Source organism: Lacibacter sediminis, assembly GCF_014168535.1.
Lineage (GTDB): Bacteria > Bacteroidota > Bacteroidia > Chitinophagales > Chitinophagaceae > Lacibacter > Lacibacter sediminis.
Window position 1 is genome coordinate 2,091,457 of the sequence record NZ_CP060007.1, and the last position, 26,026, is coordinate 2,117,482.

The following is a 26,026-nucleotide window of genomic DNA, read 5'->3' on the forward strand; positions in this document are numbered from 1 at the left end:
TGGCTCATAATAAGGCTTTTGCAGATAACACAATCAAGAAACGACCGACTTCTATGCTCAGGAAAATAGGCTTATTATTTTACTACCTGTTTCGCTATCCTGTTTTCAAATTGATGCTGGGCAAGATCGGTTCTTCATCCCGTTTAATTTCGCCAACAATTACAGGTCATAATCGCATTTTTATTGGTTCAAATGTTTACATCAACGATAAAGCATGGCTGGCTTGCGAACCTTTAACAGGTGATGCCAATGCCGCACTTACAATTGGCGATGGAACTTACATTGGACGGTTCAGCCATGTTTATGCTACATCGAAAATTGAAATAGGAAAGAAAGTGCTGATGGCCGATAAAGTTTATCTCAGCGATAATCTGCACGGCTATCAGAACATTGAATTGCCTGTCATCGATCAACCCATTCAGCAAACAAATCCTGTGATCATTAAAGATGGCGCATGGCTTGGTGAAAATGTTTGTGTGATCGGGGCGAGTGTTGGGAAGAACAGCGTGATCGGTTCTAATTCAGTTGTCACAAAAGATATTCCTGATTATTGTGTGGCTGTCGGAAGCCCGGCCGTTATTATCAAGCGATATAATTTTGATACAAAGCAGTGGTGCAAAACGGATAAAGAAGGACAATTTATTTAAATGAGTAAACGTAAAGTCTTAATAACAGGTGGAGCAGGTTTTATTGGATCTAACCTTGCGTTGCATTTATTGCAGCATGGGTATGATGTAAGGGTGCTGGATAACCTCTCCGAACAGATACATGGTATTGATGCTGAAAGAACATCTCCTTTATACCGGTCAATAAAAGATAAAGTTCATTTCATAAAAGGGACAGTTACTTCAGTTTATGATTGGCAGAATGCAATAGCAGATAATGAAGTGATCGTTCACCTTGCCGCTGAAACCGGTACAGGTCAGTCGATGTACCAGGTAAGCAAATATGTGGATGTAAACATTGGCGGCACAGCCATTATGCTCGATATACTTGCCAATACTAAAACCAATGTGAAGAAAGTAGTGATTGCTTCTTCACGTGCTATTTACGGGGAAGGGAAATACATTTCAAAAGAATTGGGTGTTGTTTATCCCGGACACCGTACGGCAGCTTTCATGGATGCAGGTAATTTTGACGTTACATATCCGGGTGCAACAAGCCCTTTGCAATTAACAGCTACCGATGAAGAGTCGAAAATCCATCCTTCATCGGTTTATGGTATCACAAAGCAAAACCAGGAGCAAATGGTGATGACTGTTTGTTCGTCAATTGGTATTGCAGCCGTTGCTTTCCGTTATCAGAATGTATACGGTCCCGGCCAATCATTAAGTAATCCATACACAGGCATACTTTCCATTTTTTCTACGCTTATCAAGAATAGCAAACCCATCAATATTTTTGAAGATGGGAAGGAGAGCCGTGATTTTGTGTTTATTGATGATGTGGTGAAAGCAACGTTTCTTGGCATTGAAAAAGAACAAGCAAATGGCGAGGTGTTCAATGTAGGGACAGGAGTTGCTACAACAGTTGATGAAGTAGCTTCTTTACTAGTTGAATATTATAACAGCGAGGTTCCGGTACAGGTAAGCGGTAATTATCGTTTGGGTGATATCCGTCATAATTATGCCGACATCAGCAAGATTGAACGCATGCTTGGTTTTACGCCTTCTGTTGATTTTAAAACCGGGTTGAAAAAATTTACCGAATGGGTGAATGGTCAACAGGTGCAAAGCAGCAAGTATGAGGAATCAATCAGTGAAATGAAATCAAAGGGATTAATGAAATGAGCATGGCAAAGATTGGATTGGTTACTGTATTATTTAAAAGCGATGATGTGCTCGATGGCTTTTTTAAAAGTGTTTCAAAGCAAACGCATAAAGACTACATCCTGTACCTAGTTGATAATTCTGTAAACGAACGATCAAATAAAGTCATTGCAGATTGTCTCACTAAATATCCGGTTACTGCTTACAACCATATCAAGAACGCAGATAATGTTGGTGTTGCAAAAGGAAATAATATTGGAATAAAGCAAGCACTGGAAGATGGTTGTTCGCATGTGCTTATTCTCAATAACGATATTGAAATAGAACAGGAAACAGCTTTCAGCTCACAATTGTTACTGTCTGAAAAAGGTGAGCAAATCATTGTTCCTAAAATTTATTACCCCGATAGAACGATCTGGATGGCTGGTGGTGAAATGGTGAAATGGCGGGCATTGGGTACTCATTATGGGTATAACAAACCCGACTCGGAGGAGTACAATGTACCGAAGTATATTACTTATGCGCCTACTTGCTACATGTTAGTTAATGCATCGGTGTTTGAAAAAGTGGGTATGATGGATGAAAAGTATTTTGCTTATTATGATGATACTGATTTTGTGTATCGTTCATGTGAAGCAGGGTGTCAGCTTTATTACGATCCGTCGGTAACCATCATTCACAAAGTGTCTCATTCATCAGGTGGTGATTCTTCATTCTATATTTATTATTCAAACCGCAATAAGCTTTACTTTATCCGCAAGAATTTTTCAGGGTTCTTAAAATACTTCGCAATTGGGTATACGTTCTTTACCCGTATTTTTTACTGGCTTCGGTTTAATAAAGACCAAAAGAAGAAATTGGTGCAGGCATTGAAAGAGGGGATGGTTTATCCTGTCTGATAAGAGAAGATTTTATGTATTTCGTCAGACGAGGCGAGTAACTACCTGTTCAGCAATATGCTGCCAGTTGTAATACTTATAATATTCAGCAGGTGTTTCAGTTTTCTGTAGTGCATGTTTCAGGATAGCATTAGCAAATCCATTCCAATCATTATCTGCAACGATGATTAACTTTTCTCCGGTTACAGAACGCTCAATGCCGGTAGCTCCGGTTTCTGATGAGATCACCGTTGTGCCACATGCAATAGCTTCGATCATTTTTGTTTTCACACCGCCGCCACTTTGCACTGGATTGAGAAACAGGTCTGCGGCCTTAAAATAGAAATCAATATCATCAACAAATCCGGCATAATGAACATGCACATGATTCCATGCTTTCAAGTCATTTAATTCGGCGGGTAGTCTTTTGCCGGTGATAATGATATTGTATTGAAGATTGGATTTAAGCAGGATAGGATTGATCTGCTCAAGAATTACATGTAATGCATCGAGATTGGGTTTGTAATCGAGCAGGCCATTGAAAAGAAACAATGCATGTTGAGGATCGAAATGATGCCTGTCAGCCAATGCATTTTTACAGTGCAGCTTATCTGCAGGCATTTGTTTTTGTGTAATGCCATAAGGAACAACAACACATTTATCTGCTTGCAGCTTCATGTTGTTGATCATCCATTGCCTGTCGTCTTCTGTAATACAAAATACTTTATCAGCCTGGCGCAACACAAAACTTTCATAGAATTTCAACACCTGCCACCAGCTTTTTCCAAGCGTGCGGAAGCGTTCGTATTCGATATTATGTGTGTGAACGATGAGTTTGATCTTGCAGGTTGCTTTCAATAACCATCCAAGCCAACCGAGATAAGGATGTTCAATAATAACAGTATCGATCTGCTCTTTCTTTATCAGCTTTTGCAAGCGAAAAAACGAACCAATATCCGCATAACGGAAACGGCTCGTCTTTAGAATCGGATGAAACGTATATGTGTCTGCAAGTACTGCATCATTATCTGCAGTGCCTGCTACATGTAAAACGCATTGTTCACCCAAATAATGATTGAAATGAGCAATGAGTTTTTGTCCGCCGGAGAAATAGGGAAGATAAGGATAGGGGACAATATTCAATACCTTCTTCATCTTATGCCTGCTTACTTGTTTTCCAGGCCATGAACAAACCACCAAGTACGATCAGGTAAACAAGAATAGATGATACAAGATTCAATGTATCTCCCAGCTCGTATGATTTCGGCTCGAAACGGAATTCAATTTTATGTTTGCCTGCAGGCACAGCAAGTCCACGCAATGCATAGTTTGTTTTAACGATCTCTGCTTTTTTACCATCAATGAATGCATTCCATCCAGCCGTGTAATAGATTTCGCTGAATACAGCAAACTGGTTGGTTGCAGCATTTGATTCGTAATTGATGATGTCGTTTTTGTTTTCGATCAATTGAATGCTTGCAGTTGAATCAGCAACAGGTTCATTTGCGATCAACGATTTAAATTTGGTTTGCACCACAGCGGTATCACGCAAATTTGTGCTGTCCAAGGCTTTCATCTCTTCCTTTCCATTCGTCACATACTTAATTCCTTTCACAAACCATACAGGTCCAAATGCACCGGGATTCTGTTGTGCAATTGGTTGACCATTCTGCGGGTTCTGCACAATAAAATATTTTGTATTGAGCATGTTCAATACCTGCATATTATTCTTACCGATCTGATTTTCGATCAGATCCTGGTAGATCTGCAACTTAGCCGGATGATAACCGCCAATAGAATTATGATGATAAGCTGTTACAGATTCGTTAGTGAAATCAACAGTTGTATTTAATACACGGTAATAACCTTTATCCTGTTTGATCATCTTATCAGCATCTGTCATTGCAAACGCATTATCAAAGTCAGATGGATCAACAAAGTTACCATCATTCAAATAACGTTTACCAACCGATAACAGATCGAAGCTGCTAAGCAGCAGCAGTATGACCATTACAGGTAATGGCTTCAATTTTTTATTTGCGGCGAGCCATAGCATAACCAAAGCAAGTGCTAATAAAATAACTGTACGTGCAAGGTCGCCTGCAAACAAACCTTTACGGTCGGTTTGAATAGCTGTTACAAAACCTTTTCCGAACTGTTCGGCCTGTTGCTGCAATTCAGCTGTTGGTTGCTGTCCTTGTTGAGTTGCCTGTTGTAACATAGCACCCACCATGTTTTCTTTAAGACGTACATCATTTGGCGACATATAATCAAACGAGAAATACAGAATACCAAGAATAGCTACAATGGCCGCAGTGGCAGTAGCTGTTTGTTTGAATGCTTTCTTGATCTTTTCTGTACTGTTATCTCCAAACAACAGATTGTTTACTGCAACAACTGCAAGTATCACAAAACAAAGTTGTGGCATCACAAGACCCATAGAAGGCGCACGGAATTTTTTGTATAAGGGAAGATAGTCGAACAGGAAGTAGTTAATCGCCTCTACATTCTTACCCCAGGCAAGTATAATCCCAAACAAACCTGCAGCAAACAAACTCCATTTGAGCCATCCTTTCTCGAAGAACATAGCAAACAGGAACAGCAACATAATAACGGCTCCAAAATAAACCGGCCCTGATGTTGGTTGCTGTTGCCCCCAATAAGAAATGCCATTTGCAAATTGTAGTGCCTGATCTTCAGCGTAACCGACTTTCTGCATTTCATCAGCAAACTGTGACGTTTTGTATTCATTGCCACCATTACTGCCGCCATAAATACCCGGTACTAACAAGGTGAATGTTTCTGCTATGCCGACACTGTACATAAATGCATAATCCTTATCTAAGCCACCACTTGTGGTGTTCTTATCTTTTGTTTCCTTTAATTCGCTCACACCACCACGCATACTTTCTTTAGCATACTCCCATGTGGTGAGTGTTCCAATTGCATTTGTGCCCAATGTGATTATGCCAATGATCGCCGCAATAACTGTGGCTTTTAATGCTGATGCAATTTCTTTTTTCTTAAAACTGTCGATAAAATAACCAACAGTGATAGCGCCTAAAATAAGTAGTGTATAATAAACGATTTGCAGGTGATTTGTTCCAAGCTGCAATGCAAGACCTGTTGCCAATGCTGCACTTCCCAGCCACCATTTTTTCTGAAACAGCAGTAACAAACCCGCAACTACCAGCGGCGCATAACCGATGGCCAGCATTTTTGTATCATGACCGGCGCCAATAATAACGGGATCATAAGTTGAATAAGCATAAGCCAATGCGCCCATGATGCCGATCCATGGATTTATCTTCAGCACCAATGCCAATAAATAAAAACAGAGGCATGCAAGAAAAAAGAAGTTGATGGGTTTCGGTAAGCCGAGTGTTAAGATATAACTCACATAGTGAAAGGAAACATTGTGTGTGCCTTCCAATGCGATCTGGTAAGTAGGCATACCACCAAACATACTGTTCGTCCATTTTGGGAAATGACCCAGTTGTTCTTTTTTTTCAAACGACTGTTGCGCCATTCCTTTCCAGCCAATATTATCATGTGCATTCAACACCTGGCCTTCTAATGCAGGTTTGCAATATGCAATTGCAACAACAACGAAAATAACTACTGCAATGGCGTGGGGAATCAGCTTTTTGAAATCAAAGTTCATAAAGAAAAATTTTCAGTTTCAGTGAGGCAAAATAATGGTATTTTGGGGGATTGACAGCATTTTTAACGGTATGAACGGATTTTTGTTTTTCAGCAAGGTGGCTTTTATTCTGAATGTATTATTCTTTGTTGCTATAGGGTTTCGATATGTGAATGTGGATCTGCCGCAGTCGGCTGCTTCCATACTTGTAATTGGCGGATTATTCCTGAGTTTGATCGTGAACCTTTTCATCAACAGTTGGTTTATAGCTCTGTTGGTTAGAAAGAGAATTGAACTGAAGATCAACAGCATTTTCTTTTTGAATCTTGTAGTGCTCATTATTCAACTATTCATCTTTTTTGTATGATCAAACAGATACTTTCTGATAAATCAACCAAACTGTTTCTCATCTTGTCTGGTTTTTTTATCGCCAATGCGATGATCGCTGAATTTATCGGTGTCAAAATTTTTTCACTGGAAGATACCATTGGCATTAAACGTTTGGAACTGCCATTGTTCGGGAGCAATTTCAGTTTTCATCTTACCGCAGGTGTATTGTTATGGCCGGTTGTCTTCATCATGACCGATATTATCAACGAGTATTACGGATCGAAAGGGGTGAAATTTCTTTCCTATCTCACTGTCACTTTAATAGCTTATTCATTCTTAATGTTTTCGGGTGCTATTGGTTTAAAACCATCCGAATATTTTACAATTGGAAATGATATAGATAATGCCAACAATGCATTCAAGGGGATTTTTGGCCAGGGATTATGGATTATAATCGGTTCCATGGTTGCATTCTTAATTGGCCAGGTGTTAGACGTACTGGTGTTTCACCGTATTAAAAAGGCTACGGGTGAAAAACGGATTTGGCTGCGTGCAACAGGCTCAACGTTGATCTCTCAATTGGTTGATAGTTTTGTGGTATTATTTATCGCATTCTATATTGGCCGGAGAATACAGGAAGGGCAGGGAGATGCATGGAGTTTAAAGCAGATACTTGTTACAGGAACCGGTAACTACATCTATAAATTTATTGTGGCAATTGCACTTACGCCGGTCATCTACCTGATTCATGGTGTGATTGAAAGATATCTCGGTCACGACAAAGCAGCTGAAATGAAAAAAGCTGCAATGTTGGATTAAGAAAAGACGATGGACCACGGACGACAGAAAGAAAACTCGCCATTCACTACTCACCACTGACCACTCATTCTTTTTTAATGCTTTTCCTTCAACATCCGTGCAACTAATTTGTCAATGGGAAGTGTAACTGTTTCCTCATTGAAATGATCCCAATCAATTAATCGTATTACTTCCGATTCACCTTTTGGATCAGCTACCTGGTGCGGTTCAAAATCAAAAGGAGTTGTTTTGAAGGGAAGTAAGATCGGTTCCAATGGTTTCACATAATAATAAATGGAAAGTATCTGGTGTGCTGTATTGAATGCACTTTCCTGATAAAAATCGGTGGTGTATAAATGGTCGCCTATCTCTGAATCGATAAACAGTTCTTCTTTTATTTCACGTTTTAAGCAATCTCTGGTGCCTTCGCCAATTTCCAAACCACCCCCGGGGAATTTTGTGATGTAAGCTCCACGAATAAATTCATCGCTCACCAATACTTTCTTGTCGTCAGTAATAATAACGCCGTAAACACGAACAGTAAGTGTCATAATTATTCAGCTATTTAAAATAGTTTCTTTCTAAGAAAATAGATGCCGAGCAAGAGTGATAAACCAAGCGATATCAGAATGGGGAAATAAAATGCAAAAGCAGAATGCGCTCCTGGTATCGGCACGTTCATGCCGTAAATACTTGCGACCAATGTTGGCAACTGCAACATTACCGTCACAGAAGTCAATCGCTTCATTACCTGGTTCTGGTTGTTGCTGATGATGCTGGCAAATGCATCCATGGTTGAGCTGAGGATGTTGGTATAAATATTCGCCATCTCCAATGCCTGGCTGGTATCAACGATGAGATCCTGCAGGAATTCATCTTCTTCATCATTCAATGCAAGGAAATTGGTGCGTTGCAATTTCATCAAAAGCATTTCATTACTACGCAATGCAGTAACAAAATATACCAGACTTTTCTGGATACGCATCAGATCGAGTAACTCTTCATTCCTGTTGGCATCATATAATTTTTGCTCTAAAAGGTTTCGACGGTGATTGATCTCTTTCAAAAACTCCATGTAAGCCTGCACCACTTTTTCAAAGATCTTCAACACCATCATATTCCGTTTATCGGGATGACGGTTTTGAAACGTATTCAGGAATTTTTTGATCGCACCATTGTCGAACGAATTCACCGTTACGATCTGGTTATGCGTAAGAATAATACAAATAGGGATGGTGATGTAAAAGGCATCACTGTCGTTAAATGAATTGTTTTCTGCAGGGGTTTTGATAACGATGAGCTTTACATTATCCTCCAGCTCATAACGTGAACGTTCATCAATATCCAGCGAGTCCGTTAAAAAATCAAGCGGAACATCCAGGGCATCTGCAATCTCTGTAAACTCTTCCTGTTTCAGCGGGGGTACAATATTTACCCATGCGCCTGATTCAGGCTTTTCGATGGCAAGCGTTTTGCCGTTTTCGTTTTTAAAGAATTGCAACATAGCGGCGCAAAGGTAAGTGGCCGTTGTTAATCTGCGGTTGAAAATTCGATGGCTTCGTTTTTCCTGTTGCGGATGGTTTTATAGTGATGTGTATTATGAAACAGGTTAAAATAAAGCAACTCACGAATGGTGATAAGTCCAAGTACAGGATGCGGCACCTGATATTCATCCATGGAGTCATCTTCCCAATAATATCTTATCTGGTCGAGAAATTTTGTGCAGATATGTTCAAACCGGAAAATGAGTTTTTCTTTGGCACCTTTCTCTTCTTTTACATTCGGGATGTAACGTTTATCCTGCTCATAACCTTCGTCCAGTTTTTGATAATAGACTTGTAGCAGTTCTTCATAAGAACGTGATGCGTGATCGGGCTTGCCGTATTTCCATTTTAAAAAAAACTTGGGTGCAAACAAACCGAGCCAGCCTTTATGAAGACTTAAGGAGAGATGTTCAAGATTTTCCGCAACAGACCATTGCTCTGATTTATAAAAAAACAGAGACTCATCCATTTGCCGGCACTGTTTGACGATATCGTCAATGGTGTTCTCAGCATGGCTGATGATCTGAAATTTGTTTAAATGATACCTTTTGGCAATCATCGGGTGTTGGGGGTTAGGGTTTAGGATTTTGGATTAAAGTTCGATCGTACCCGAGAAGACAAATGTGGCAGGACCACAGAGCCATATGTTTTCAAAGGACGTATCGGATTTTTTTTCAAACTTCACTTTCAACTCTCCGCCCGGCGTCAGGATCTTTTTTTCCTGTTGCCCGATGGTGCTGTTGCTTGCAGCAATTGCTGCGGCTGTAACACCTGTACCACAACTCAGGGTTTCGGCTTCTACACCCCGTTCATAAGTACGTACACTGAGAGCATCGTCATGAAGCTGAACAAAATTAACATTGATACCCACTTCAGAAAAAGGGGGTGAGTAGCGAATACGTTTCCCTTCGTCGAAAACTGCGGTTTTTGCTATATCCTTTTCCCAACGGATATAATGCGGTGATCCGGTATTTAAAATGGTATGGTCAGCAAATTTTTCAACTTTATCCACGTCCTTCATCTTCAGTTCCACCCAGCCGTTTTCTTTTACCAAAGCTTCGTGAAACCCGTCTGTAGCAAGGAATGCAGCGGTTTTGTCGATCACGCCAAGGTCCTTTGCAAAGGCCACTAAACACCTTCCACCGTTGCCACACATACTGCCTTCATTTCCATCGGCATTGAAGTAAACCATCTCAAAATCATAGCCTTCTTTCAGCTGCAACATCATCAAACCATCGGCACCGATGCCGAATCTTCTATCACATAAATTGGCTATTTCTACGCTGGTTAATTGCGTAAAATTACCCGTACGATTATCAAGAATAACGAAATCGTTGCCTGTGCCCTGGTATTTATAGAAAGGAATGGTCATTTGTTGTTTCTTAAAGGGATGCAATATCTATTGCTAAATTACTACAAACTGCGATGACTGCCTTCCTGAGCTGTATTGCTCAGAAAACCGCATTGTTTCGGTTATTGACGAATATGGGTTGAGTGTAGTTGCTTTTGAGATTGGCTAGATCTTGCTGATAATTTCGATCGACTTCTTAATCAAATTCTCTACCGCCGCACCGCCATCTTTGCTGAATTCTTTTTTCACCCTGTTGGCCACAATGGCGCTGATGGATAAGCATTGATGCCCCATCATTTTGCCCAAGCCATAAATGGCAGAGGTTTCCATTTCAAAATTGGTAATGCTGTGCTGGCCAAACCTGAACTGAGTTAACCGGTCAATTAATGCGGGATTGGAGAGCCCCAGCCGTAATACACGACCTTGTGGGCCATAAAACCCCGGGCAAGTAACTGTAATGCCATGATGATAACCTTCCACAAAATGCTTAAGCAGTTGAGAGCCTGCTCCTGTAATGTATGGATATGATAAACTGTCTTGCGATTGGGTGTGGGTGATGAATGCCTGCAGCAATTGTTTCTCTTCTTCATTATTATCATGACGATAGAAATGCAACAGATTATCGATACCCAAACCATGCGTTGATACCACGAATCCATCAACAGGTATGTTTGCCTGTAACGCACCCGAAGTGCCCAGCCTGATGAGATGAAGCGAAGTTAAATTGGGTTTGATGGTTCTTGTTTCGAAATCAATATTCACCAATGCATCCAGTTCGTTTACCACAATATCAATATTATCGGGACCAATGCCGGTTGATACAACCGAGATGCGCTTTTTCCCGATATAACCTGTGTGTGTAATGAATTCACGGTGTTGCAGCGTGTGTTCAACTTTGTCAAAATGTTTCGATACCTCTTTTACACGATCGGGGTCACCAACGGTGATAATGGTGTTTGCTAATTCATCTGGTCTTACATTCAGGTGGTAAACTGCGCCTCTGTTATTAATGATCAGCTCACTTTCTGCAATTCTTTGCATAGTTCTTTGGGAGTATTTACCCGAATATACTACATTTGCACCTCACAAATTGGTCCTGTGGCCGAGTGGCTAGGCAGAGCTCTGCAAAAGCTCGTACAGCGGTTCGAATCCGCTCGGGACCTCAAAAAAAATGAAAAGCGTTGGAAACCATCCTGCGCTTTTTCTGTTTGTAAACTATGCGTTATTCTAACTATATCGGAATTTTTGCGGGCTTGCTTATGATCGTTGCTGCCGTGTTCCCTTGGATCTCTATTACTTCAATTGATGCTGTAGTTACTGGCTTTGGTTCTGAAAAAGTAACAAGATTTGGAATGCCGGTTTTAATGAACCTGTTCATGATAGGGTTAACAACCATCTTTTTTCTTGTGCCGAAATTATGGGCTAAACGTGCAAACCCATTTGCGGCGGCTATCAACTTTTCGTGGGCTTTGCGTAACCTGTTATTGCTTTCTACTTGCCGCAACGGCGAATGTCCGAAAACTACGATCTGGCTCTATGTTTATTTCGCCGCTTCGTTGATTTTGTTGGTGATGTCGGTGTTGCCAGATATGAAAGTGATTGAAAAAGGAAAGGAATAAGGAATTAGATATTTGGAATTAGGATATCCCAATTACCAATTCCTAATTACTAATTCCAAAAGAGATTACGCTGCTGTAACAACCAACGGCTCCGTTCCAATTTCATCTTCTGTATTTAATTCTACACGATGCAGAATATCTTTCAATGTTGCCAGGCGTTGAATCATATAAGGTACCGTATCCAGTCCGCTTACAAATTTTAAAATGTAGGTGTAGATACCAATCATATCACCGGCCTGTAACGTTTTTCCATTTACAGATGATACAGTTAAGAGTGAAACGGTAATGATCGCCATGACCAATAATTCCATCACACCAAAATTCCATGCTTCCTGATCGCTGATCTTGATCTGCCATTTACGGAGTTTGTTATAATGCTCGTTGATGCGCAATGGATTTCTTGTAGCCAATACATTGATCTGTTGTTCCAGTTCATCGTTCTTGAATTTATTCAATCGGCGCATTCGCTTCCCATAGATATAACTCGTGATGGTAACCGGGATCAACATCAACAGGCAAAGCAATACCACCTGCGTATCATAAAAGAACAACAGTATCATCGAACCAACTATATTGTAAGCTGCTTCAATGATGTAGTTGAGATCGAACTCAAGAAAATCAATAAACTCTCTTGATAATGTTGAATGGGCACTAAGCTTCGACAGATCTTTTTGCTTGTGCTTGCTCATGAGTTTTACCACAAGCGAAGTATAGATCTCAGAATAAGTGCGTGAATCGTAACGGTGGCGGATAGTGCCTGTAATCACCCATAATAAATGTGCACCTGCCAGGTAAAACAAACCGTTGTAAGAACCTTTGATGAGATCGTTGACGGCTTCACCCAAAAAGTATGGTCGCATCAATAAGCCCAGCATCTCCACCGCAAAGAGGGCGTAAGTGATCAGCAGCTTATACTTATACTGTTTTACAATTGTTTGGATAACCCATTTACCAGGCATACTTGTTCCTTCCTTTTAAAAATCCTCAAAATAGACTGTGCAGAATTGCCGGAGTTTATCGAAAGAGAAGATTTCTTTTTCCCGGCATTTGGATTAGTAGAAAGGCAAAGTTAGGTTGATGGGTTGTCAGTGGGGCCTGTTAATTTGCTCCCTCTGTGTGACAGAATTGCCTTTGCGACCGGAAACGGTCTTGCGGCAATCGGGTGTACCACACTGGCATTCAAATGTTTCAGCCGAATCATCGAGCAGATCGGCGTAGTCCATTGTGAGCTCCTGTCCGGGTAAAATGGGGTTGAGGGCAACCAAGTTGAGCCCTTTGTAAGCAGTGTTCGGTCGGCAGGAATGGTTTTGCGGTGCCCATTCAGATGGGTTATTGTCCCACAAAACATACACTTCGGTACTTAATGGCACAGCGTAATGTTTAAAGAGCAGCTTCTCTTCCGGCAGCCAGTTCTCTTCCACAAAGCGTTTGGTAACGATCCGCTGCGGACGTTCCTCACCTTTAAAGATCACTTCACCCTCAGCAATGGGGCAGGTGGCGTAAATACCAAAGCCGGCAATGGAATTGCCTTTCATGATGTACTTCTTCTGCCGACGTTTATGCCGTGCAATACCTTCTTCAATGATGTGCTGCAGAAAACCGGCCTGACCAATACCATCAGCTTTAATGATGTAATCGGCGCTGCCTTCATAACCATCAGTATAAAAAACGGAGCAGGTAAAGTTTACTTCTAGGAAGAATATTTTACCAGCATCATTCATGCGAAAATCCATACGTGCATAACCAACACCGCCAAAACTTCTGAAAATGCGTTGAGCTGCTTCCGTTAGTTGTTGCCTGATATTTGTATCTGTTACGGGTATATTACTTTCAGGATGAAGCTCAGATGTCTTGAGTGCGTACGTTTTAAACGTTCTTCCTTCCGGAAAAATAAATTCAATGGGTTGAAAGACTTTGCACTTCTTTTCATCTTTTGCATCAGCGGCAACAAGTACGGTGAACTCTCTGCCTGCAATGTATTCTTCAATGAGCAGTTGCGGATAGTGTTGCAATACTGCAAATGCTTTTTCACGAAGCTCATCAAGGTTATGACAAACAGAATGTTCATCAATGCCTAAGCTGTCGCCTGCTTTTGCAGGTTTTACAAACAACGGAAAGTTGAGATGATTTACCTGTTGCTCCAATTGTTCAAAGGTATCGATCAAAGCATAATTGGCTGTTGCCACACCTTCGGTATAAGCCACATACTTCATTAATTCTTTTGGCGGATCGTAGAGCAATGTGTTTGGCCCGGTGAATGGAAGATTGAGTAATTCCAATGTATAGATCACATCAATGGAAGGCACTTCCCATTCGAGATAACCTTCACAGAGATTCACAAAACAATCATAACCCTTCTTGCTTAATTCAAGTAACTGTTTATAGGTAGTGAGTTTGTTGAGCAATACATGATCGAACTGTACATGAGGTAACAGGTGCGATAAGTTCCTTGCAGGATCGTAATATTGATAATCAACAGCAGAAGTAGAATAATCGGGTTGCAGTACACATATCTTCATATCAACTTGCTGTTAACGCACAGCCACTGCCTTTTTTTGTTTTTTGTGATGACGCTGCATGGCGTCCTGTAAAATATGCAGAATTAAACCGGAGTAAGATTGATTACTTAAACGAACAATAGCACCAATGGAAGTATAATTTTCATCTTCACTCAATCCGCATTGTGCATTTACTTCCAGCACATAAAGTTTACCGGTGGCCTTATCCATACGTATATCGATACGGCCGTAACCCGTTCCTCCAACTGCACAATAAGCTTTCCAGCTCAGGTCCATGATTTTTTTCTGTAAACCGATAGGAGGCAGGTTGTATTGATAAAAATCTTCAAACTCGCCGATGGGTTTTTCCTGTTCATAGGTTTCCCATAAACGATCGAAGGATAAAAACTTTTCTGTATCGGGTAAATCTTTATGAAAAATGCGTTCAACCGGTGGATACACTCTTCTGCTTCTTGGTGATTGATGTGAACCCGAAAGAAACACGGTGTACTCAGGTCCGTTAATAAACTCTTCTGCTACTAATCCGCCAAATGAAAAATCCCAGCCACGGTAACCATCAAACAGTTCTTTCACCAATGCTTTCAACTCTTCATCATTATGCACCACGTTCTTTACTCCAAGACCCATACTGCCACCGCTAACGGCAGGCTTAACGATCAAAGGTGTGCCAACATAATTGCAGATGCCGCCAATTTTTTGTTTAGCATGATGAATGGCAACCCACTTTGCATGTGCAATACCTGCTTTATCAAACAACTCCTTCATAATAATTTTAGAAGTAGTGTTATCATAAAAAGGGGCATCAGCTCCGGTATAAATCAGTTGCTTTTCTTTTAAATAATGAATGACGGACACGCCCGGTGTGCCATTCACTTCATCACCATCACATAAATTCAGAACAATGGGTGTTTGAAAAGATGTGGTAGCAGCGATGTCATCAATAACAGATTTGAAATTTTCCTGTGTAACAGGTTGCCATTTCCAATTGAGATTTAATTCAGCAAACACCTTTGTATACTCATCAATACTTTGCGAAAAATCGTAATAGTAATCGAGGTTGGCATCGTTGGTTTGCAGATGCGGAGCCAGTACCCAAATGAAGAGCGGATGTTCAGTTAAAGGAAGTGAAGAAAATGGGTTTGAAAGCATAAGTAAATGTATAGATTAATCGTTTATTTCATTCACTTTGCCTTCAATAAATGCTGTTAAACGATAATGTTTCAAGAGATCTTTTGATAATTCTTTTGCTCCTTTTATGATGCCAATACAATTCACTTCGCCGCAATGACATGCAAACGGTTCGGCCATGAACCATTCTGTTGATGGATAAAAGAAGGTGAACTCATCGCCGGGTGCAATGGGTCGTAATGCTTCCAGTTGCATTGTACTTGTATTGAAGAATGCATTGGGATTACAACTGTGGTTAATGTATTGCAGAAACTCCGGTTGAAGAATAATGTGTTCTTCTTCATTTACCTGAACGGTATAACGGGATGGAACTTCATGTACTTCACTTGCACCAAACTTGCTGATGACATCGCCTGTCTGGAATGTTTTTGTTGCCAGTAAGAGCTTGTGATTCGTGTCGGCATGCAGGTGAACATCTGCAAATCCGTAATGACCGGTTACAATGCTGGCGGGGAGGGTTGTTGTACTCATGGGAGCGTTTTAAGTGTTAAGCGAGTCGACTGGTTACTTTAAAACAAAGTATTGTCGGTATTAATGCTTTGAAATTAATTAATTGATTGAATAAACCATGGATGGTTTAATGAATGTTGAATGAATGTGAATAAAGAAATGGATTTATTGTAAAACCATAGATGCATTACGAACAAGCTATGAAGCGTGCGATACATCAGCTCCGCTCAGTACATGCATGCTGCAACGCTTTTTAATGATGCTATGAAATACAGAACCATAAAACGAGCGTGGCAAGGAACGACCATAGTTGTACCAATGCAGGTAACAAAATCGTTTTCATTTTTGGTCTGACCTTCGGTGCCGACCAAAAATGAAAAACCCGTTTCAAAACTGAAACGGGTTTGTATTATCGATGTAATAAAATCTTACATGTGTTGTTCGATCTTCTTCACGAAATTACCTTTTGGCTGTGCGCCTACTAATTTGTCAACTACCTGACCGTTCTTCACGAAGAGGATAGCAGGAATAGAAGTAATACCGTAGTTCATACTAACCTGTGGGTTTTCGTCAACGTTTACTTTACCCACTTTTACTTTACCATCGTATTCTTTACTCAATTCTTCAATAACCGGCCCGATTGCACGACATGGTCCGCACCATTCTGCCCAGAAATCGATTACGCTGAGTTTATCTGAACTGATCACTTCACTCTGGAAGTTTGCATCTGTAAATTGGAGTGCCATAATTTATATCCTTTTAATTTTTTTTGAATGAAGGGACAAATTTAAGCCCATTCCTGTTAATCTGATGTTATGTCATTATCCACAGCTGTTCACAAATAAAAAACGACAGGATGTACTACAAGAATGACAGTTAAAGAGCCGTTAACGGTTGATCTTTATTCTTCAGCAGGAGGATTTTGGTGGAACGATCAGAGAAAACTAACAATGTATAGGTTAAACAAACCTCCGGGGTTTCTGAAACCCCAGAGGTTTTTGTTATAAAGTCAAACTTGCCAGCTTAATTGTTTTTGCTTTATTATCTGCCCATGCAAAGAACAATTTATCACCTGCCTTGGTCATTTGCGGAAAACCGCTTGATCTTGAATCGGAAGATTCAGCAACAACAATAGGCTGTCCTTTTGAACCATCAGCATTTACTTTAATTGCTTTAATGGTCGATCCTTCCATCCAACTCAGCATGGCTGTTTCTTTATCGATCATCACTACATCAACCCGGCCAATTGCTTTGCCTTCATCAACCTGAATGGGTGGTTTAAATGTAACCCCGCCATCTTCAGAAAAAATGATCTTCACCTGTGCTTTATTTTCTTTCATTGAAAACCATGCAATGGCTAAATTATTTCCAATAGCATCGGCTCTTGGTCCGTTCACCGGGCAGCCGGCAATCTTCCATTCATCAGGGAAGATGGTTTTGGGTTGAGTCCATTCGCCATTTACAAAACGTACGATGGACATATCCCTGATCTCTTCATCTGAACGATCTCTGTAAACAATGATTGGTCCATTATCAGTAATGGCAATGGTTGTTTGGCAGCAATCGCATATTCTTCCGTCGAGTTCCCATTCTTTTGTCTTGGTTCCTTTTTTATCGAGGAAAGCGCCTCTCAAGGTCATTTCACCATGATGCCCTTCATGTTTACTGTGATCGCCTTCCATGGCTGTTTTTCTTCCATCGAGCCATGCTGCAATAAACTGATCGTTATAAGGAGTGATGGAAACAAAACCATGTTCGGCTTTTTTGCCATCATCATGTAAGGTGGTTGGCGTTCCCCATGTTTTACCTGCATCGGCAGATGCAACCAACTTAATATCGTACGTGAATTTTGCTGTATCACTTTTTTCTAAAAAATGCGCAAGCATATTTCCGTTGGCATCTGAAGTAATAACCGGATAATCGGCCCAGTTTACAAACCAGTTTTTTCCGGTGCTGATAGTAACAGGAGCTGTCCATTGATCATTTGCAAGTGTCGAAAAATGCAGCGATGATCCTTTTCCTTTTTTCTGTACCCATGAAAGATGAACGATGCCTTTTGCATCAGTAAATAGATAAGGTTCTGCAGATGAATCAGCGGCAGGAGAGGAGAGCGATACAACTTCTCCCGTTGTTTTTGTTTCAGTTGTTTTATCTGCACATGATGCAAATACAATAATCAGTGAAAGGACGTTGATCAGTTTGGTCATGTTATTTTGCTGCATTAAGAATTAAATCAATATTGTTTTTGTTATCCCATTTTCTGTAACCCATTTCTGAGAAAACAAGTTTTTTGTCTGGGTTGAAAATATATGTTGTTGGTAAGGCTATAATATTTAATTGCTCCAGGTTCTCTACTCTTACGTAATGAAAATCGTACGACTGCTTTTTCTTAAATGCTTCAATGGCTTCTACTTCTTCATTTGATGCAAACAGGAATACAATATCCTCGTCTTTCAAACTGGTCTTTGCTTTTTGAATGGAAGGCATTTCCTGGATGCAGGGGCCGCACCAGGTTGCCCAAAAGTTTATAAAGATGGTTTTGCCTTCGTATTGATGAAGTTCAATTGGTGTGCCATCAAGTTCGGTCAATTTAATTTTATCAAACTCGGATTCACCTTTTGTTACAACAGTCGGTTTGTCTTTGTTGTTATTTGATTCTTTTTCTTTACAACTCACCAGCAATAACAAAAAGGCAACTGCTATTTTATAAATCGATTTCATTTCTTGTATTGGTTTAAACGACTCGCTTTAATGGCGGCACAATATTACTTACATTTTTTTAGTGGTTGTGACCTGACATTGGATCGGCCCCTTTTTTAAAGACGTATTCACTGTGCAATAAATAGGCGCCGCTGATGACTACAACATCACCAGCTGTTAACCCCGATTTTATTTCAATTCGATCATCACTTTCCAATCCAACCTGCACCATTTTACTTTTGAAAGATTGTCCGCTGGTTCTGATCCACACAGTAGCGCCTTTACCATCCCTGATCACCGCATCTATTGGTAGAGTAAGCGATTGACGTTGTCTGCTTTTTAATACTACATAAGCCGACATGCCGGGCTTTAACTCATTGCCGGTATTCGGAATAGACACACGTATAAGATTGATTCTTGTATCAGGATTAATTTCCGGGTTCACAAATTCAATACGTCCCTTAATTTCTTTACCATCTATATCCGGCAGTTGAACAGTGGCTGTACTGTTGAGATCTATTGCTGCAAGTTGAGAAGTGTACACCTGTGCTTCAGCCCAAAGTGTAGAGAGATCGGCCATTTTAACTATTGTTCCGCCTTCCATTGCATAATCGCCTTCACGAATATCCATGCTGGTGATATAGCCCGATGCTGTACTGTAAAATGTTGTTGTAGGTGAAGCCTTTTTCGTTCTCGCCAGTTCATTGATCTGTGATTCACTCACTCCCCACAGCAGTAATTTGTTTTTAGCACTTTGCAATAACTGTTCAAAGTCGATAGCTGTTTCTGTTGCAAATGTTTTTTTCTGTTCCAGTGCCAGCAGGTATTCCTGTTTGGCATTGTTGAGGTCTTCACTGTAGATGGCATACAACGCTGCACCCTTGCTTACATAGTCCCCGATATTTTTAAAATATAATTTCTCTACACGTCCCATCACCCTTGAACTCACCGATGATGTTTTCATCTGATCGAAATTAAGACTGGCTGTTAATACCAACTGATCACCGATTGTTCCGTTACGGATAGTATCTGTTTGAATATTCCCCAATTGGATCTGCTGATCACTCAATTGTATTTCATCTTTCTTATCGCCATTGCTTTTCTTAACGGGTGTAAGATCCATTTTGCAGATGGGACATTTACCGGGCTTTTGCTCCACCACCTGTGGATCCATGGAGCAGGTGTAGTATACATCGCTCTCAGTTTTAGTAATAGCTTTGTTCTTGCACGAAATAAGAACAGAGGCTGAAATGAGAAGTATAAAAAGATGTCGCATAATTATTGTTTTACTTTAATGAAGCTTTCGCTATCCATTAAATATTGTGCATTCACGGCAACAGAATCCGTAGCTGTTAATCCGCTGATGATTTGAATATGTTCGTCGTGCAAAATGCCCGTATTCACTTTGTGTGCTTTAAAGCCACCATCCACTTTATGAAACACCACTTTATCTAACCCAAGCGATAACACAGCTTCTTTTGGCAGCCAATAAGCATCTTTTGAATTGCCGTTGATCACCGCTCTTACCTGGCTGCCGATCGGAATTTTTAAGCTGCTGTTATTGAAGTATACTCTCGCTGTTAATGTTTTACTTTCTTTCCGGTAGAAGGGTTCAATAAAATCAATACTTGCCCGGAAGTCTTTGTTGGGTGCTGTCTCAGGAATAATGTGTACGCTGTTCCCTTTCTTTACAAGACCCTGGTTGTCGCCAAAAATATTCAACAGTGCCCATGCCTGATTTGGATTATAGACGATGAATACCGATTGACCTTTGTTGATATACATGCCTTCTTTCAATGAAAGTTCTTCTGTTAATTGAGAGATGTCTTTCATTTTTTCTGATGACGTATTCATAGAAGCACCGGCCGATTCATGAACGTGTCCGCTGTATTTGCTGTAAACGGAAATAGTAAATGATGTTTGTTTTGTTTGAACCACTCGTTGTAATTGCTCGCTACTCATACCAAGTAGCAATAATTTTTGTTTTGCCGATTCAATGAAGGTTTTGTTTTCCGGATCATTTTTTAACAAGAATAATAAATTCTGTTGGGCCGTCAATATCTCCGGACTGTAAATATCCATGATACGTTGACCTTTGCTGATCTTCTGGTAACGATAACGTACATACAGTTTTTCAATGCGTCCGCTTACTCTTGCTGAAATAGTTCCAACTGCTCTTGTGTCGTAAGCAATTGTTCCCAACGCTTCTATTTTTATATGCTCCTCTTTCTTTTCTATGGTTGTAACCGGAATAGATGACACCACAAACTCATTGGTTGGTTTAAGTAATGCTTCCAATCCAATTTCAGTTGATGCACTGCCACCCGTTTCTTTTTTCACGAAATCCATTCCGCAAATGGGGCAGGAGCCGGGTTTGTCTTTGATAATCTCAGGATGCATGGGACAGGTATATTCTGCGGCTTCATTTTCATGATGATGATCTTGCTTCATGACAGGTTGTTCCATCTTCACCAATTCCATACCGCACTTTGGACAAGTGCCTAGCTTATCGCTGAACACTGAATCCTGCGGCATGGGGCAGGTGTACATCGCTGCTGCTTTTTCATTGTTATGATCTGTATGTTTGTCTTCATTTTTACACGAAGACATAAGCAGCAGTGCAAAAGCCATGACTAAAAACACAGCCTTGCGTCTTGCTCTTTGCCTGTTGATCTTTGCTGATTGCCAATTGCTCATTTGTAAATTCATTTTCGTTCAATTAAACGTTCAATCGTTACCTGCAGTTTCAAAGCCTGGTTGAGCAGCTTGGTATATTCCAGTTGTGTCATGTACAAGGTTTCCCATGCATCATACAGCATAAACAGCTCTTCCGTATTTTGCTCATAACCCAATTGCATGGTTTTGTAATTATTTTTTAAAGCAGGGATAATGTTTTCATCATACAGCTTCAATTGTTTTCGTTTCAATTCAAGTTCATTTCGCATGCCGTAGGCCATGCCGCTGTATTCATTCAGCATCATTTCTTTTTGTGATTGCAATGCACTTGCTTTCCATTTTAAACTCTCCACATTTGCCCTGCTCATTTTCGACGACCATTTTGTAAGCGGCAGTTTCATCATGCCCATCAATGAAAACTGCATAGGTAAGCCGCCAAAGCCAAACATATGTTCATAGCGAATGCCGAACTGCGGTTTGAGGCTTTTCTTTTCTGCTTCCTGTTTCAGCCAGTTAAGTGTAATGTCTTTGTCAATTGCCTTGAGATCACTCCGATTGTTGTAGAGCAGTGTACTGTCGAATACCAATGATGAATAATCATTCAGTTGATATGCAGTGTCAATATCAAAATTGATCATTGAGTTGCGGCCCATCAATGCATTTATGCGTATACGTTTTTCTTTGATGTCGCTTTCAAACATTAACCGCATATTCTGCACATTGCCTAATGCAGCTTTGGCTTTGTAGTAAGCACTGATCTTCTCCAATCCATTCTTATAACGTATCTCCGCATTTTTGATCATGAACTCCAGCAGCTTTTCGTTTTGATCAAGAATGGCCAGCTTCTTTTTTATAATGATCCATTCGTAGTAAAACTGTTTGGCATCGTTGATCAGTTCATTGAGAGAAGCATTCTTTTTTTCTTTTTCTACAGACGACATCGCTTCCATGTATTTCGCATCTGCCGTTTGCTTTTGTTTGTTGGGAAACATTTGTTGCCCACCGATCATGTACTGACCCATGCCTTCATTAAAACCACCCATACCATCATCCATCTTTTTCCAGAGGCTCGGGTTGTAGGGTGTCATCCATAATCCACTGCTGAACTCAGGCGGCATCCAGCTTTTTGCACCTTTTGCAGCTTCATCCATTGAACGGATCTCGTTGTTGTACATTTTTACAACTGGATGCGATACGGTGATGCTGTCAATGATGGCATTGAGTTTCATTGTTTGTGCGTTGCTGTAAAGTGCAACAAGTACAAACATTGCTGTGAGTAGTTTATTCTTTAACATCGATCAATTCAATTTTACCGTTACGTTTTAATTCACGTTCTTTTATCATTTCAAAAATCACCGGGGTGATCAGTAATACATATATGGTGGATGAAATGGTGCCGCCAATTAATGGAATGGTGATGGGCCGCATAATATCACTGCCAACACCTGTTGCCCAAAGGATCGGGATCAAACCAAACAACCCAACAGATACCGTCATCAATTTTGGACGTAAACGTTTTGCAGAACCTTCAATTACATATTCACGAATGATATTGTTGGTGAGCGTTGCTTTACTGTTACCATGTTTGGCTACCATGTTCTGCATGGCTTCGTTGAGATAAATGGTCATCAGCATAGCGGTTTCAATGGCCATTCCAAACAGTGCAATAAAACCAACGGCAACGGCAACTGATAAATTGATACCATAGAAATAAACCATAAAAACTCCGCCAATCAATGCAAACGGAACGGTGATCATGGTGACTGCCGCTTCCTTAAATGAATGATAAGTGAAGTACAACACCATGAAGATGATGATGAGTACAATGGGTAGAATTGTTTTTAAGGTTTGATTGGCACGAATTTGATTTTCCCACTGACCACTCCATTCTAAGAAATAACCTTTGGGTAATTTGGTGATCATCTGGTTCAAGCGTTCCTGCGCTTCTTTCACAGTACTTCCTAAATCTCTTTCACGCACATTGAACAACACCGTGCCTCTCAACATTGCATTTTCAGAATTGATCATCGGCGGCCCGTCGCTCAACTTGATATCTGCCACAGCTTCTAAAGGAATAGGGCCGAAGTCCATTGTTTGCACCTGTAAGCGTTTTAATGCAGTGAGATTGTTACGGAAATCCTGCCCGTATCTTGCATTCACTGAAAAACGTTGACGGCCTTCAACAGTTGTTGTAAGCTTCATACCGCCCAATGCACTTTCAATTACAAGATTTACATCATCGACACTTAAGCCATAGCGACCAATCTCTTCACGCTTTACTTCAATGTCGATGTATTTACCTCCGGTGATCGGTTCAACATAGAGATCTTTTACACCATCAATTCCTTCCAGTTGTTTTTTGATGGTTTGCGCAAATGCATAAATACTGTCGAGATTTTGTCCGTATACTTTTAATCCTACATCGGTGCGTATACCTGTAGACAGCATATTGATACGATTGATGATGGGCTGTGTCCAACCATTTGTAACACCGGGTATTTGCATCTTTGCATTCAGTTCATTGATGATGGCATCTTTCGTCATGTTATCACGCCATTCACTTTTTGGTTTTAAGAGAATGATGGTTTCAATCATGCTGATAGGAGAGTTGTCCGTTGCAGTATTTGCACGACCGGCTTTGCCTAATACATGTTCCACTTCAGGTACAGTGCGAATCAATTTGTCCTGCACCTGCAACAATCGCTTTGCTTCTGAGTTGGAAACATCGGGCAATGTTACCGGCATGAATAGTAATGAGCCCTCATCTAAAGGCGGCATGAATTCAGAACCCAATCTTGTCATCATGATAATGCCAACAGCCAATGCAATGAGATTGACAGCAATGGTTGTTTTACGCCATTTTAAACAGAATTTTAAAACGGGTGTATAGATTTTTTCTAATGTTCTGGTAATTGGATTGGCGCTTTCGGGTTTTAATCTGCCTTTCAAGAAAAAAGAGATCAGCACAGGCATTAATGTAATAGCGAGTACAGCATCGATCAGCAGGATAAATGTTTTAGTCCATGCTAATGGATGAAAGAGTTTGCCTTCCATACCGGTTAATAAAAACACAGGAAGAAATGATGTCACCACAATAATGGTTGAATAAAAAACACCCGGCCCAACCTGTTTCGACGAACGTTCGATGATCTCCATCTTTTCAGCCGCCGTTAATGGATCTTTTTCCCGTTTAAACCACTTTGCCATATTTACGCTTTATCGGTTGATGAAAGTTTTTCTGTTTGTGCTTCGCTGATATGCCTGTATGCATTTTCCACCATCACAATGCCGTCATCCACCACCACGCCAATGGCCAATGCAATACCTGTGAGCGACATGATATTCGATGAGATGCCAAACATTTCAAGGAAAATAAAACCTGCTGCAACTGAAATAGGTAATTGTATAAGGATGATGAGAGCACTTCTCCAATGAAAAAGAAACAGCAGTACAACTATTGATACAGCGATGATCTCTTCGATCAATGTTCCTTTTACTGATTCAACTGCTTCCTGAATCAATGTACTCCTGTCGTAAGAAGTTTTGAAACTTACACCTTCGGGTAATCCCTTTTCCACTTCTTTCATTTTTTCTTTGATGGCTGCAATTACTTTGTTGGCGTTTTCATTGTAGCGCATTACCACAATGCCACCAACCACTTCGCCTTTTCCATCCATATCAAAAATGCCGAGACGCAAATCACCACCCATCTGTACTGAGCCAATATCTTTTACACGAACAGGAATGCCATTGTAATTGGCTAATGCAATGTTTTCTACATCTGTTTTGTTTTTCATATAACCGAGACCACGAATGATGTAAGCCATGTCGGCCATTTCAAATTTTCGTCCGCCCACATCATTGTTGTTGCTCTTCACTTTGTTCATGACATCCATCAGGGAGATGTTGTAGAACTGCAGTTTCACCGGATCGATTACGAGTTGATATTGTTTTTCAAATCCACCAAACGATGCTACCTCAGCAACGCCGGGTACAGTTTGTAAAGCGAATTTGATATACCAATCCTGTAATGCACGTTGTTCACCCAGATCCATCTTTGGTGCATCCAGATGATACCAGTAAATATGACCAACACCTGTGCCATCAGGACCCAGCGAAGGCGTTACACCTTGCGGCAATAAACGTTGAGCAAAATTCAAACGTTCCAACACTCTTGTTCTCGCCCAATAGATATCAACGTTGTCTTCAAAAATCACATACACAAAACTCATCCCGAACATGGAAGAGCCACGGATGTTTTTGATTTTTGGAATTCCCTGCAGATTACTTACTAATGGATACGTTACCTGGTCTTCGATCACCTGCGGGCTACGACCCATCCATTCCGTAAAAACGATCACCTGGTTTTCGCTCAAATCAGGAATAGCATCGATCGGGTTTTTGTTAATGGAGTAAATGCCGTAAGCAAACAGGCCTGCTGCCACCAGCAATACAACAAGCCTGTTTCGCAAGGCCAGCTCAATTAATTTTCGAACCATATTTCTTATTTTTTGTATCCGGCTGAAGTAATGCTATTCAACATTTGTTGCGTCGCACTCTT

25 protein-coding genes and 1 tRNA gene are annotated in these 26,026 nt (G+C 40.6%); 7 read left to right on the forward strand and 19 right to left on the reverse strand.

The window, feature by feature from the left end; genetic code table 11:
* The first annotated feature begins 53 nt into the window (after window positions 1-53).
* Genes H4075_RS21755 through H4075_RS08910 form a run of 3 tightly spaced genes read left to right on the forward strand, consistent with a single transcriptional unit; the run spans window position 54 to window position 2,668 of the window.
* A complete protein-coding gene (locus H4075_RS21755; RefSeq protein WP_182806039.1) occupies window positions 54-647 on the forward strand; it encodes an acyltransferase in 594 nt (197 codons plus the stop codon).
* Window positions 648-1,790 carry an NAD-dependent epimerase/dehydratase family protein gene (locus H4075_RS08905; protein ID WP_182806041.1) on the forward strand — a complete coding sequence of 381 codons (1,143 nt, stop codon included), beginning with the start codon at window positions 648-650 and terminating at the stop codon, window positions 1,788-1,790.
* Window positions 1,791-1,792: 2 nt separating this feature from the next.
* Entirely contained in the window at window positions 1,793-2,668 is an 876-nt protein-coding gene (locus H4075_RS08910; RefSeq protein WP_182806042.1) for a glycosyltransferase family 2 protein, read from the forward strand.
* A gap of 24 nt (window positions 2,669-2,692) precedes the next feature.
* Here H4075_RS08910 and H4075_RS08915 read toward each other — a convergent pair whose 3' ends face one another.
* Both H4075_RS08915 and H4075_RS08920 read right to left on the reverse strand, forming a co-directional pair.
* Complete coding sequence (locus H4075_RS08915) at window positions 2,693-3,802, reverse strand: glycosyltransferase family 4 protein (RefSeq protein WP_182806044.1); 1,110 nt, start codon at window positions 3,800-3,802, stop codon at window positions 2,693-2,695.
* 1 nt (window position 3,803) lies between these two features.
* Window positions 3,804-6,311, reverse strand: a complete 2,508-nt coding sequence (locus tag H4075_RS08920; RefSeq protein ID WP_182806046.1) for a YfhO family protein — start codon at window positions 6,309-6,311, stop codon at window positions 3,804-3,806.
* Window positions 6,312-6,381: 70 nt separating this feature from the next.
* Between H4075_RS08920 and H4075_RS08925 the strand changes: the two genes are divergently transcribed.
* A complete protein-coding gene (locus tag H4075_RS08925; protein WP_182806048.1) occupies window positions 6,382-6,657 on the forward strand; it encodes a hypothetical protein in 276 nt (91 codons plus the stop codon).
* Window positions 6,654-7,439 carry a queuosine precursor transporter gene (locus tag H4075_RS08930; RefSeq protein ID WP_182806049.1) on the forward strand — a complete coding sequence of 262 codons (786 nt, stop codon included), beginning with the start codon at window positions 6,654-6,656 and terminating at the stop codon, window positions 7,437-7,439. The genes H4075_RS08925 and H4075_RS08930 overlap by 4 nt, the downstream gene beginning before the upstream one ends.
* Before the next feature lie 74 nt (window positions 7,440-7,513).
* On the opposite strand, the gene H4075_RS08935 is transcribed toward H4075_RS08930, so the two are convergent.
* The 5 genes from H4075_RS08935 to H4075_RS08955 all read right to left on the reverse strand — a co-directional run bounded on the left by H4075_RS08935 (window position 7,514) and on the right by H4075_RS08955 (window position 11,354).
* Window positions 7,514-7,969: an NUDIX hydrolase gene (locus H4075_RS08935; RefSeq protein ID WP_182806051.1), complete on the reverse strand. Its 456-nt coding sequence runs from the start codon at window positions 7,967-7,969 to the stop codon at window positions 7,514-7,516.
* 14 nt (window positions 7,970-7,983) lie between these two features.
* Entirely contained in the window at window positions 7,984-8,922 is a 939-nt protein-coding gene (locus tag H4075_RS08940) for a magnesium transporter CorA family protein (protein WP_182806053.1), read from the reverse strand.
* A 26-nt stretch (window positions 8,923-8,948) separates the two neighbouring features.
* A complete protein-coding gene (locus H4075_RS08945) occupies window positions 8,949-9,431 on the reverse strand; it encodes a DinB family protein (protein WP_182806054.1) in 483 nt (160 codons plus the stop codon).
* Window positions 9,432-9,554: 123 nt separating this feature from the next.
* A complete protein-coding gene (dapF, locus tag H4075_RS08950; RefSeq protein WP_182806056.1) occupies window positions 9,555-10,334 on the reverse strand; it encodes a diaminopimelate epimerase in 780 nt (259 codons plus the stop codon).
* A 144-nt stretch (window positions 10,335-10,478) separates the two neighbouring features.
* The gene (locus H4075_RS08955) at window positions 10,479-11,354 is read right to left on the reverse strand and encodes a nucleoside phosphorylase (protein ID WP_182806058.1); all 876 of its coding nucleotides are present in this window, start codon (window positions 11,352-11,354) and stop codon (window positions 10,479-10,481) included.
* Between the two features lie 51 nt (window positions 11,355-11,405).
* On the opposite strand from H4075_RS08955, the gene H4075_RS08960 reads away from it, so the two are divergent.
* Window positions 11,406-11,476, forward strand: a tRNA-Cys gene (locus tag H4075_RS08960).
* A 54-nt stretch (window positions 11,477-11,530) separates the two neighbouring features.
* Window positions 11,531-11,932, forward strand: a complete 402-nt coding sequence (locus tag H4075_RS08965) for a hypothetical protein (RefSeq protein ID WP_182806060.1) — start codon at window positions 11,531-11,533, stop codon at window positions 11,930-11,932.
* 65 nt (window positions 11,933-11,997) lie between these two features.
* Here the strand turns inward: H4075_RS08965 and H4075_RS08970 are convergent, their stop codons facing one another.
* The 12 genes from H4075_RS08970 to H4075_RS09025 all read right to left on the reverse strand — a co-directional run bounded on the left by H4075_RS08970 (window position 11,998) and on the right by H4075_RS09025 (window position 25,964).
* Window positions 11,998-12,891, reverse strand: a complete 894-nt coding sequence (locus H4075_RS08970; protein WP_182806062.1) for an ABC transporter six-transmembrane domain-containing protein — start codon at window positions 12,889-12,891, stop codon at window positions 11,998-12,000.
* Window positions 12,892-13,017: 126 nt separating this feature from the next.
* Window positions 13,018-14,451 (reverse strand): SET domain-containing protein-lysine N-methyltransferase, encoded by a 1,434-nt coding sequence (locus tag H4075_RS08975; RefSeq protein ID WP_182806063.1) that lies wholly within the window; start codon window positions 14,449-14,451, stop codon window positions 13,018-13,020.
* Window positions 14,452-14,463: 12 nt separating this feature from the next.
* Window positions 14,464-15,600, reverse strand: coding sequence for a D-alanine--D-alanine ligase family protein (locus H4075_RS08980; RefSeq protein ID WP_182806065.1), 1,137 nt, complete (start codon window positions 15,598-15,600; stop codon window positions 14,464-14,466).
* Window positions 15,601-15,615: 15 nt separating this feature from the next.
* Window positions 15,616-16,110: an SET domain-containing protein-lysine N-methyltransferase gene (locus tag H4075_RS08985; RefSeq protein WP_182806067.1), complete on the reverse strand. Its 495-nt coding sequence runs from the start codon at window positions 16,108-16,110 to the stop codon at window positions 15,616-15,618.
* A 407-nt stretch (window positions 16,111-16,517) separates the two neighbouring features.
* Entirely contained in the window at window positions 16,518-16,835 is a 318-nt protein-coding gene (trxA, locus tag H4075_RS08990) for a thioredoxin (protein WP_182806069.1), read from the reverse strand.
* A gap of 255 nt (window positions 16,836-17,090) precedes the next feature.
* Window positions 17,091-18,296, reverse strand: a complete 1,206-nt coding sequence (locus H4075_RS08995; protein ID WP_182806071.1) for a sialidase family protein — start codon at window positions 18,294-18,296, stop codon at window positions 17,091-17,093.
* 1 nt (window position 18,297) lies between these two features.
* The gene (locus H4075_RS09000) at window positions 18,298-18,810 is read right to left on the reverse strand and encodes a TlpA family protein disulfide reductase (protein ID WP_182806072.1); all 513 of its coding nucleotides are present in this window, start codon (window positions 18,808-18,810) and stop codon (window positions 18,298-18,300) included.
* Window positions 18,811-18,868: 58 nt separating this feature from the next.
* Window positions 18,869-20,065, reverse strand: coding sequence for an efflux RND transporter periplasmic adaptor subunit (locus H4075_RS09005; protein ID WP_182806074.1), 1,197 nt, complete (start codon window positions 20,063-20,065; stop codon window positions 18,869-18,871).
* A 2-nt stretch (window positions 20,066-20,067) separates the two neighbouring features.
* On the reverse strand, window positions 20,068-21,498 hold the full coding sequence (locus H4075_RS09010) for an efflux RND transporter periplasmic adaptor subunit (protein ID WP_327059413.1): 1,431 nt from the start codon (window positions 21,496-21,498) through the stop codon (window positions 20,068-20,070).
* Window positions 21,495-22,760 (reverse strand): TolC family protein, encoded by a 1,266-nt coding sequence (locus tag H4075_RS09015; RefSeq protein ID WP_182806076.1) that lies wholly within the window; start codon window positions 22,758-22,760, stop codon window positions 21,495-21,497. Before H4075_RS09015 ends, H4075_RS09010 begins: the two co-directional genes overlap by 4 nt.
* A complete protein-coding gene (locus H4075_RS09020; protein ID WP_182806078.1) occupies window positions 22,747-24,672 on the reverse strand; it encodes an efflux RND transporter permease subunit in 1,926 nt (641 codons plus the stop codon). Before H4075_RS09020 ends, H4075_RS09015 begins: the two co-directional genes overlap by 14 nt.
* Window positions 24,673-24,674: 2 nt before the next feature.
* A complete protein-coding gene (locus tag H4075_RS09025) occupies window positions 24,675-25,964 on the reverse strand; it encodes an efflux RND transporter permease subunit (RefSeq protein WP_182806080.1) in 1,290 nt (429 codons plus the stop codon).
* Window positions 25,965-26,026: the final 62 nt, after the last annotated feature.